The sequence below is a fragment of the uncultured Veillonella sp. genome (genome assembly GCF_900545205.1).
Classification (GTDB): Bacteria; Bacillota; Negativicutes; order Veillonellales; family Veillonellaceae; genus Veillonella.
In genome coordinates, this window is sequence record NZ_UQYC01000012.1 from 20,924 (window position 1) to 31,200 (window position 10,277).

Annotated in this window: 10 protein-coding genes; 3 read left to right on the forward strand and 7 right to left on the reverse strand. The window is 39.7% G+C overall.

Annotation, left to right across the window (positions count from 1 at the left end):
• Positions 1–212 precede the first annotated feature (212 nt).
• The 3 genes from QZR70_RS02250 to QZR70_RS02260 form a co-directional block, all read right to left on the reverse strand.
• Positions 213–779 (reverse strand): aminodeoxychorismate/anthranilate synthase component II, encoded by a 567-nt coding sequence (locus QZR70_RS02250; RefSeq protein WP_119206233.1) that lies wholly within the window; start codon positions 777–779, stop codon positions 213–215.
• Positions 779–2,248: an anthranilate synthase component I family protein gene (locus QZR70_RS02255; RefSeq protein ID WP_295792822.1), complete on the reverse strand. Its 1,470-nt coding sequence runs from the start codon at positions 2,246–2,248 to the stop codon at positions 779–781. Before QZR70_RS02255 ends, QZR70_RS02250 begins: the two co-directional genes overlap by 1 nt.
• 397 nt (positions 2,249–2,645) lie before the next feature.
• The gene (locus tag QZR70_RS02260; RefSeq protein ID WP_295792825.1) at positions 2,646–3,575 is read right to left on the reverse strand and encodes a DUF805 domain-containing protein; all 930 of its coding nucleotides are present in this window, start codon (positions 3,573–3,575) and stop codon (positions 2,646–2,648) included.
• Between the two features lie 243 nt (positions 3,576–3,818).
• Here QZR70_RS02260 and QZR70_RS02265 point away from each other — a divergent pair, with 243 nt between their 5' ends.
• A complete protein-coding gene (locus QZR70_RS02265; protein WP_295792827.1) occupies positions 3,819–4,997 on the forward strand; it encodes an MFS transporter in 1,179 nt (392 codons plus the stop codon).
• 164 nt (positions 4,998–5,161) lie between these two features.
• On the opposite strand, the gene dcuC is transcribed toward QZR70_RS02265, so the two are convergent.
• The 3 genes from dcuC to QZR70_RS02280 all read right to left on the reverse strand — a co-directional run bounded on the left by dcuC (position 5,162) and on the right by QZR70_RS02280 (position 9,196).
• Complete coding sequence (gene dcuC / locus QZR70_RS02270) at positions 5,162–6,415, reverse strand: C4-dicarboxylate transporter DcuC (protein WP_295792829.1); 1,254 nt, start codon at positions 6,413–6,415, stop codon at positions 5,162–5,164.
• A gap of 108 nt (positions 6,416–6,523) precedes the next feature.
• Positions 6,524–7,768, reverse strand: coding sequence for a M20 family metallo-hydrolase (locus QZR70_RS02275; RefSeq protein ID WP_295792833.1), 1,245 nt, complete (start codon positions 7,766–7,768; stop codon positions 6,524–6,526).
• Between the two features lie 132 nt (positions 7,769–7,900).
• Positions 7,901–9,196: an amidohydrolase gene (locus QZR70_RS02280; protein ID WP_295792835.1), complete on the reverse strand. Its 1,296-nt coding sequence runs from the start codon at positions 9,194–9,196 to the stop codon at positions 7,901–7,903.
• Positions 9,197–9,331: 135 nt separating this feature from the next.
• Between QZR70_RS02280 and QZR70_RS02285 the strand changes: the two genes are divergently transcribed.
• Positions 9,332–9,520, forward strand: coding sequence for a hypothetical protein (locus QZR70_RS02285; RefSeq protein ID WP_119206587.1), 189 nt, complete (start codon positions 9,332–9,334; stop codon positions 9,518–9,520).
• On the forward strand, positions 9,483–10,124 hold the full coding sequence (locus QZR70_RS02290; protein WP_295792838.1) for a Fic family protein: 642 nt from the start codon (positions 9,483–9,485) through the stop codon (positions 10,122–10,124). Before QZR70_RS02285 ends, QZR70_RS02290 begins: the two co-directional genes overlap by 38 nt.
• Before the next feature lie 64 nt (positions 10,125–10,188).
• Here the strand turns inward: QZR70_RS02290 and QZR70_RS08890 are convergent.
• Positions 10,189–10,277 (reverse strand): IS3 family transposase (locus QZR70_RS08890; RefSeq protein WP_363661695.1); only part of this gene is annotated, 89 nt, incomplete at its 5' end.

The following is a 10,277-nucleotide window of genomic DNA, read 5'->3' on the forward strand; positions in this document are numbered from 1 at the left end:
GAAAAATATATCTACAGTTCATGTTATGTATTGTAGAGGGGCTATTATTAGATATTGTCAAAATTGAGTTGGCAGAAAATAAGGTCTTAAGGAACGACTTGGCGGCCCCACGTAGTGGGGTGGGTGGCCATCGGAGTTCCGAGAGACCTTATTTTTGCCTTATCGTTCTAGATCTTAAAAATAGCCCCTCGAATACCTAAATTAGACAGTAGCTATTTTTCTAGAAAATTGCGAATCATTTGTTCCCCGTTCGGTGTCATGATAGATTCCGGATGGAATTGCACGCCATAGATTGGGTAGTCTTTGTGTTCTACGCTCATTACTTCGCCGTCGTCTGTAATGGATGTAACGATGAGTTCGCTTGGCATTGTTTCATCGATAATTGCCAAGGAGTGGTAGCGAGCGACTTCAAATTGTTCTGGTACGCCTTTAAGGATTTTGGATGGGTGTACTTGTTTAGCTACGCTTTGTTTACCGTGCATAACTTGTTTTGCGTAGGAAACGGTGCCACCGAATACTTCGCCGATGGCTTGGTGACCAAGGCATACGCCAAGGATTGGGAATTCACCTTTGCATTCGCGCAATAGGTCTTCGTATACGCCTGCATCAGCTGGTCTGCCAGGTCCTGGTGAAAGTATCACATAGTCTGGTTTTAAAGCGCGGATTTCTTCCACTGTTAATTCATCACTGCGGATGACTTTAATGTCTGGATCGATAGAGCCTACTAATTGGTATAAATTGAAGGAGAAGCTATCGTAATTATCTATAAGGAGTACCATTATTCTACCTCCTGTGCATCTGTAATTGCGGAAATCATGGATTGGCCTTTGATCAATGTTTCATTGTATTCACTAGCAGGTACGCTATCGCGAACGATACCAGCACCAGCGCGAACATAAACCTTACCGCCTTTATTCATAGCCATGCGGATACCGATACATACGTCCATGTTACCGGAGAAATCGATGTAGCCTACAGCGCCGCCGTATACGCCGCGAGGGCTTTTTTCAAGTTCGTGTAAAATCTCGATAGCACGAATTTTAGGAGCCCCGGACAAAGTACCTGCTGGCAATGTAGCACCGATAGCATCGAGAGCATCTTTACCGTCTTGAATGTCGCCGCTTACAGTAGATGTAATGTGAATTACGTGAGAGAAACGTTGCAACATATGTAACGCCTCTACTTTTACGGAACCGAATTTAGCAATTTTACCTAGGTCATTACGGCCAAGGTCAACGAGCATGTTATGTTCAGCTAACTCTTTCTCGTCGTTAATGAGTTTTTCTTCAATGGCGAGGTCCTCTGCTTCGGTTTTACCGCGGCGCATAGTACCTGCAATTGGGAAGGTGTACATTTTACCATCCGTCAATTTTACCAATGTTTCTGGAGAAGCACCTGTAAGCTCTACATCGCCACCAGATAGGTAGAACATGTATGGAGATGGGTTCAACGTACGCAATACGCGGTATGCATTTAACAAGCTACCATCAAACTCAGCTTCGCGGCGGTTAGATACAACACATTGGAAGATATCCCCTTCCTTGATATAGTGCTGTGTCTTTTTAACAACTGCTTCGAACTCGTCCTTTGTAAACTCAGAGGTAAACTCTGTTTTAAGAACGCCTTTTGGCACATCCGCTTCTTTACCGTTTACAACGAGATCAGCTAATGTTTTCAACTCAAGCTCAGCCTTGTTATAGTTACGTTCTAAATCGCTTGTGCTAATGTTAGCAATCAAGTAGATTTTATTTTTATAATGGTCGAAAGCGATAACCTTATCAAAGAGCATAAGGTCTACATCGTTTACCATGGCAGGGTCATCATCTGGTATTGGGAAGTCCAATGTTGGCTCGATGTAGCGAATGTATTCGCAAGCAAAGTACCCTACAAAGCCACCTGTGAAGGTTGGCAACTCTTCTAAGCGAGGGCTTTTATATTGGTTCAAAATATTGCGAATTTCTGCAGCTGGATCAGAGCACTCAAAGGTGCGCGTTGTACCGTCTTTAATAGTCATTGTATGGTTTTTGCAGAATAGCTCAATCTTAGGATCATAGCCCAAGAAGGAATAACGGCCCCAATGATTACTATTATCCGCACTTTCAAGTAAGTACGTATGACTGCTCACTTGTTTTAACGCTTTCAACACACTAATCGGTGTGCGTACGTCGGATAAAATTTCCATATATACAGGCACGATATCGTAGCCCGGTGCGATAGCTTTCACACGGTCTAAACTAGGAAAAATCATGAGAACCTCCATCTGGCGTTTGCCAATAAAAAAACTCGCCCATGACAATATAACGTCAAGGACGAGTTTATAGTTCTATTATTACAATTTGATTGTATGTGCTATAAATCGCGGTACCACCTTGTTTGAATGCTGTGCATTCCCCTTTCGCAGGATACTAACATATCCCTCACGACTAACGCTCGTGTGACGTCGCACCATACTAGGAATGAAATCATTCTGTTCCATGCGCCCTCGGTGGTCCATTTAATAAGCTGCGTACTACGGGTTCTCAGCTAATCCCGCTCTCTGTGAGTGCATATCCTATTTTTATCTCCACCTCATCGGTTTCTTTCAGGCGAGTATAGAATTATAATCTGATTATAATGTTTCTATAGAATGAAAGTCAAGAAAAATCTCAACTTTCAATATGCCAAGATTTTTTAAACAAAAGATGATAACTGACAAAAATATTGATATACGGAATGCCAAGCCCAATTATCCATAAACCGCTTAATAGAGAATCATGAAGTCTACGTATACCTAGTGTAATCATCGCTAAAGCTGGCCATATCAGGATAGCCATAAATCCCCAACGTGGTATATAAAGAGATATACCACACTGAACAATTAACGATACTACGGCTATAGCCATATTCATAATAATGTCCATAAAAATGCGAGCTCCTACAAGACCGCCCCAAAAGACTGATACAGGAGTCCTGCCCTTAACATCAAAGATCTTAGCAAATAAAACATCCCATATACAGCTACAAATATAGTCAAATTTACTATTATTTGTATCTTTAGTAATCGTGGAACTTCGAGTATAGGTAATAATATAGTTATTATACCTATCTCGTCCTTCATCTAAACCATACTCATTAGAATCTGGCACACTAAGTGGCAACGCAAAGCAAGCCAAGATAAAATACTTCCATAAAAATCCGTCCCAATGAAAGCCTGCATTTATAAAGGTTTCGGATATAGATTCCCAACTAAAACTCATACCCCAATATACCCACAAACTTAGGTATGCTATGGGTACTAAAATCATATACCACAAGGATGAACCACAATCATTCAATCTACGTTTGAGTAAAAAAATAGTTACTACTATATGTATAATCTGCAAACATCCAAAATAAATATATGACAAATATGTACTGCCTTGAAACAAACCATCTTGAATAAATCCTATCAATACCACAAATAGAAGGTACGCTAAAAATTTACTTCCCATTAAACCAAGCACAGCCCATAAAAATGCCAATCGGCCTATACGTTGATTCACTCGCAGCATTTCTATATTTTGTTTAAATAGTGAAATCTCATTATCTAACCACATTAAAATAATTCTTTCTATGCACTCATACAATATATTTTCTTTTCTTAAATTAAATAATATCTATTTTAATATAAATCCTTCAAACTACATATATCCAGAATCAAGTACTAGTAAATTAAAACACATATATATTGTTTTAATCTATTTATAAATAGTATACTGAGTTTATTAAACTTATCAACTTAACCAATTAAAATAAGGCCAAAGTAGAATATCAATCATCTAAAACTAAGGAGGGATATTTTGGAAACATGGAAACGAACGGTATACATCAGTTTAGTCTGTGTATTCTGTACAGCCTTTGGTGTAAGTCAGCTAGCTCCAATCCTACCTTTATACTTTCATGATTTAGGCGTCCAAACACCAGAAGCAATGTCCTTATGGTCTGGTTTAGCAACCGGTGCAACCTACATAATCGTTTGCTTGGCTGCTCCATTTTGGGGGCGTGTTGCTGACAAAAAAGGTCGTAAAATTACATTAATACGATCTAGCTTTGGCATGGCCTTATGTAATGCTTTGATTGCCTTTCAAACAACCCCAGAGGGAGTCGTACTAATTCGTTTAATCCAAGGGCTTGTAAGTGGATTTTACTCCGCATCAATTACCTTAATTGCTTCTGAAACCCCGCTTGAACGAACAGGTTGGGCCTTAGGTCTATTGGCATCGGCCAACCTAGCAGGCTCGCTCATTGGACCTCTATTAGGCGGCTACATTGCAGATACAGTAGGTATTCGCAATGACTTTATCATCGTCGGTGCCCTCATGGGCTTAGCCGGTGTGCTAGCCACTATATTCATCCATGAAAATTATGTACCACAGCCTAATCCTGAAAAACTTTCTATCCGTAAGCTGAAAGAGCAAATACCGGAATTTAATAGTATTGTCGCATTATGTGTAGCCTCCTTTATCTATGCAATATGCATTATGTCCTTACAACCTGTTATCTCTGTATATATTAAAGGAATTGTTCCTAGCGACACAGAAAATCTCGCATTTATTGCAGGTGCCGTATTCTCCGCTATGGGTATTGCTCAACTTATGAGTAGCTCCCCACTAGGTAAACTAGTCGATAAAATTGGGCCCCGTAAAGTGTTAGTAGTATCTCTTATCTATGTAGGGATTCTAAATATCCCTCAAGCCTATGTTTCTGATGTATATCAACTTGCCATCATCAGATTTCTACAAGGTTTTGGGTTAGGCGGTATGCTTCCTGCTTTAAACACCTACCTATCTTCCAAAACACCTCGAGAATTTACAGGCCAAGTATTCTCCTATAATCAATCCTGTCTATTCTTTGGCTATTTCTTAGGATCTGTCGGCGGTGCTAGCCTTATGGCATGGCTAGGCTTTACTACACTATTCTGGGTTAGTGGTGGCTTATTTATTATTTCCGCTCTATGGATTGGTTTCAAACTAAAATAATAGAAATTTACAATATAAATAGAACCCCATAACTCTACAATATAAGGAGAACCCCATTATGATATTAATCATAATGGGGTTCTTTTATTGTAAGTTTTAAATTTAGAGTCCTAGAACAACTATATTTTATTGAATTATAATTGACCAACTACATCAGTATTCAATTATAGTAACAATAACATAATCACTACTGTAGCAATAATACATGGTACAGCATTACGTTTCGCCATTTCCATAGGGTTAATACCAGCAAGGCCGGCAATGATGATACCTGCACCTGCTACTGGACTCATACTACGACCGATACCAGCACCCAATTGAGCCATGGAGCCTAATTGCATAATGCCATAGCCAAAGTCTGCTGCATGAGGTGTTACTGCGCCGTTAAACGCAAGGGCTGCCGCATTACCAGAACCAGAAATAACAGCCAATAAGAATGGACCAAAGGCAGCACCGATTTGGGCGATCTGTTGAGAGTTCTTCATGCCATCAATGAGTGCACTTGTAAGGCCGATGTATTGCATACCTGCTGTAAAGCACGCTGCCGCAGCCATAAGCCCCACAACATCACACATGCCATCGCCAGTACCACGGAAGAATTTCTTAACTGCATCTGTTACATTAGGTCGTACCGCAATAATACCGATAGCCGTACCAATTAACATGGACACAGGAACGGAAATCTCTGGAATCACTGCTACTTGTTTACTACCGAGTACGAGTAATACAAGTGGAATGATTGGGATAATTGCATATAAGTAATTTACCTTGAATTCTTTGCCTTCTTCTTCGTTAGCCGCTTTCAATACATATCCTGTATGTTCCTTCTTAACGATAGCTACGATATTGAGCAAGATAGCTGCTACTACGATACCAATAATGGCTTGTATAGAGAAGCTCGCAATAACGGTCATTACGTCTTCACCGGCTAGTTGTGCTACTTGTGGGTTAAACATAAGGCCTGGGCTCAATGCACTACCCCAAGTTCCTAAGAAAATAGCAGAGCCTGCCATGGCAGGATGCACACCAGAGCGAATCAATGCAGGAATTAGCAATGCGCCCACAGCAGCTGCACAGCCTGCTGCAGTAGGCAACGCAATATTGATCAAGAACGTAATAATAACAGCACCAGGAATGATGATTTTAGTCATCTTTTTAAGGCCTGCAGAAATGAAATATACCATGTGCTCTGTACATTTTGTATATTCCATAACATAACTAAAACCAAGCACTGTACAAATAGTTGGTACAAGACCTGGGTTTGTAAGTTCTTTTACAAAGGCTGTCGTACCAGCACTAAGCTGACCACCAATAAAGCACATTAATAAGCCCGATAACAATAAAACGAGCCGTGTTTCAAACTGTTTAATAATGGCGATAAACGTCGCCACTACAATAACAATACCAGCAATAATCATAATCTCTCCAATCCGTGTACTTTCAACTTAAAACGACTAACAACACTCTATTACATCTTAAATTTGAAATACACTGTTACACAAACTGATATCAACGGATATCTCTACTTACACAAGTTTTGTAGTTTCTAAACTAAGTTTTCTAAGCACTGTATCCAATACCTTAGCGCCTGTAACGATGTCATCCAGGTCCGCAAATTCAGCCGGATTATGACTGATACCTTCGCGACATGGGATAAAAATCATTCCTGTCGGAACATCATCAGCCCAATGCATGGCATCATGACCAGCACCGCTTGGCATGGTCATATAATCTACACCTACAGACTTAACAGCCCTTTCAATTTCTCGAATCATGGCTGGATGCATCGCCACTGGATGATCCTGTGCAATAGGCTCAATCGTATAGGATAAGCCGCGTTTCTCTGCAGTAACATCAATAAATTCCTTAATAAGAGTAACTACAGAATCACGGGCCACCTTAGAAATACTGCGAATATCGACGCCCAACTTCACAGCTCCAGGGATAACGTTCATCGCACCCGGTGTTACCTCAACAACACCGACTGTGCCTACCACTGGAGGCTCCTCTTGCATGGATGCAATCTCCTCAATACCGAGGATTATTTTTGAAGCCCCACATAAGGCATCATGACGCAAATTCATTGGCGTAGCACCACTATGGTCCGCATTCCCACGAATGGTTACATAGAACCGCTCTGGTGCGGCAATACCAGTTACAACGCCGATGGGTTTTGCTTCATGCTCTAGCACCTTACCTTGTTCGATATGAATTTCTGTGAAAGACTTTACAGGTCGTTCATATTCCATATGCTCAATAGCATCTGGATTTAAATTACGTTCTTTCAAAGCATCATACAAGGACACACCTTGTTTATCTACTAAGCGTTGTAAATCTTTCAATGTCAATTCACCACGCATAGCCTTACTGCCCAATGTGGCAGCTCCAAAGCGGCTAGATTCTTCACACATAAAGTCCACTACTGCAATGGTATGGTCATGTTCAAAACCATCATCCATCATACTGCGAATAGCTTCGATAGCAGACAATACGCCTACAACACCATCATAGTTGCCACCATTAGGTACGCTGTCCGTATGAGAGCCAACCATGACAATCGGCAACTCAGGCTTTTTGCCAACTTTATAGCCTATAACGTTCCCGAAACCATCAGTTTCCACTGTGAGTCCCGCCTCAGTCATACGGTCAATAATATATTGGCGTCCCTTCCAGTCTGCGTCGGTGAAAGCTAGGCGATTAATGCCTTCTCCAGGTGCAGTCAACTGTGCCATAGCATCAAAATCTTTAGTTAATCGATCTCGTTGAATCATATAACACCTCACAATCTAATACTCATATTAGATCTAATATATAGCACACTATACATATTTCGATACATACATCTATATAGTTATGTACCTATAGTTTGGATGTATGCATCATAATATCACAATCAATATGTCCTATTTTAAATAGTGAGTCGCAATTGTACCTAACGCAACAATGCCATTTAGCATATCTTCTTCATCGATATCAAATAATGGATTATGATGAGGCGCTTTAATAGCAGAGCCTAATACCATATATGTTGCTCGTCCACCACGATCAATTACACGGTTCAAGAAGTACGCGCAGTCTTCGCTGCCACCACCGCTATAATCAAATGGTACCTCTTTAAAGATACCCAATGGTTCAATGATGGATTGCACCTCGCGAGCTAAATCATCGCTAATACGACCTGCTGGTGTTTCACCTTGTTTTGTAATTTCAAAGGTACAGTCATGCATTTCTGCGGCACCTTTAATAATAGTTTTTGTGCGTTCAATCATGTAGTCATTGATTTCTGTTGTAGCACCGCGCGTTTCTAATTTAAGAACAGCTACATCAGGTGTAACATTGCGACCTGTACCACTTTCAAAAACACCTACATTCATACGGGATGCGCCTTGGCTGTGGCGAGCAATGGCTTGTAAGTTAAGAACTGCTGTACAGCCTGCAAGCATAGCATTTTGTGCCTTTTCAGGAGATCCACCTGCATGAGCAGAATAGCCATGGAACACAGCATCAAGTTTCGTAGTCGCCAAGAAGCCATGGTCACTACAAGCAAAGCAATTGGATAGCTTTTCGTTAAACCCAATGTGCATACCAAACATCAAATCTACGTCATCAACTACACCAGCCTCTACCATCGCTTTAGCACCACGTACGCCTTCCTCAGCAGGTTGGAAGATAAGTTTGATAGTACCTTTTAATCCATCCTTATGTGTGGCTATATATTCTGCAAGGCCAAGGCCCATTGTCATATGTGTATCATGACCACAAGCATGCATAGCCTTATCGTGGCGAGAACGGAAACCAATCTTAGCAGGAATATGGTTAGATGCTTTAGATTCGATAACATCATTAGAATCCATATCTGCACGGAATGCCACAACAGGACCATCATCACTGAACTTCATTGTTGCTACGATGGCTGTTTTACCATAGCCCATTTTTTCTACGAGCTCAGGATCAGCACCTTCATCCATAGCGCGAGCCATAGCTACTTTCATCTCCTCTTCGCTAGGCAAGCCCATACGAGAATCTAAATCGAGTACATCTGCACCGAGTGCTACATCATACCCTAAAGAAATTAACTTTTCAGCTACTTTAGAAGCAGAACGATATTCAAGCCAAGCTGGCTCTGGATACATATGAAAATCACGACGCATAGCGATAAAATCATCGCGTCGTTGTTGTACGAAATCTTTTACAGACATAGGAACCTCCTAAAAATTAATTAGTACTTACCTATTAACTATATGAATAGATAAGTAAATAGTCAACCAAATAGGTCATGTATACAAAATAAAGAGACGAACTATGCTATAATAATAGTAATAAAGGAGGTGCCTATGACATTAAATGTAAATAAAGAAAAACTCACCATTTTAGATGTACAATTTGAAAATTATGAGGACTTTGATGCAGTTTGGTATGCCGTAGGTTCATCTATGATTGAAGACTTTACTCCTACAACTGAATCAGTTCTAGAATTAAAAAATTATGTTACAAACAGAAGAAAGGAACTACAAATTGGCTAAAAACCAATACGAAGGTTACCAGTACATAGATTTAGATAATCTCTATACCTATGAAAATTCATTTGTATTAATAAATAAACAAAATATTCTAGATCCTAAGTTAGCAAAAAATAATGAGCATTTATATGTATCAAAACGGCTTGCAGATTTATATATGTTGCCAATTCCAGTATATTCTATGACTGATATACTAAAGATCCATAAGTATTTATTCCAAGATGTTTATTCTTGGGCCGGTCAATATAGAAAAGTTAATATTACAAAGAGTGGCAATCCTTTTATGTCGATACAATCATTTAGCTCTGCCGAGAACTTTATAAATGATTTGCTAAATACATATCATCAAAAAACCAATACAAAAGAAAGTATTATTAAGAACTTAGCTAAAATCTTAGATTCCCTAAATTTCTTTCATCCATTTAGGGAAGGTAATGGTCGCACACAACGTGAAGTTATTCGAGTATTAGCATTATCAAAGGGGTATAAAGCTCAAATTCGTGTTTCTGAAGATGATACTGTATATAATACCTATATGGACGGAACCGTACATGGCGACTTACAGAAACTAGAACTATTATTTGAAAAAATATTAGAAAAAATATAATATTTGATTACAAAAAACACATATACCTTGATATGTACCCATTTTCCTGGACACATAATATTTACTAGCCTAAACACATGGATGCTTCCCTGTATTTTACAGGGGGCATCCATTTTGTTTTTGCTTGAATCCTTTTGTTATTGTAATAGTTAA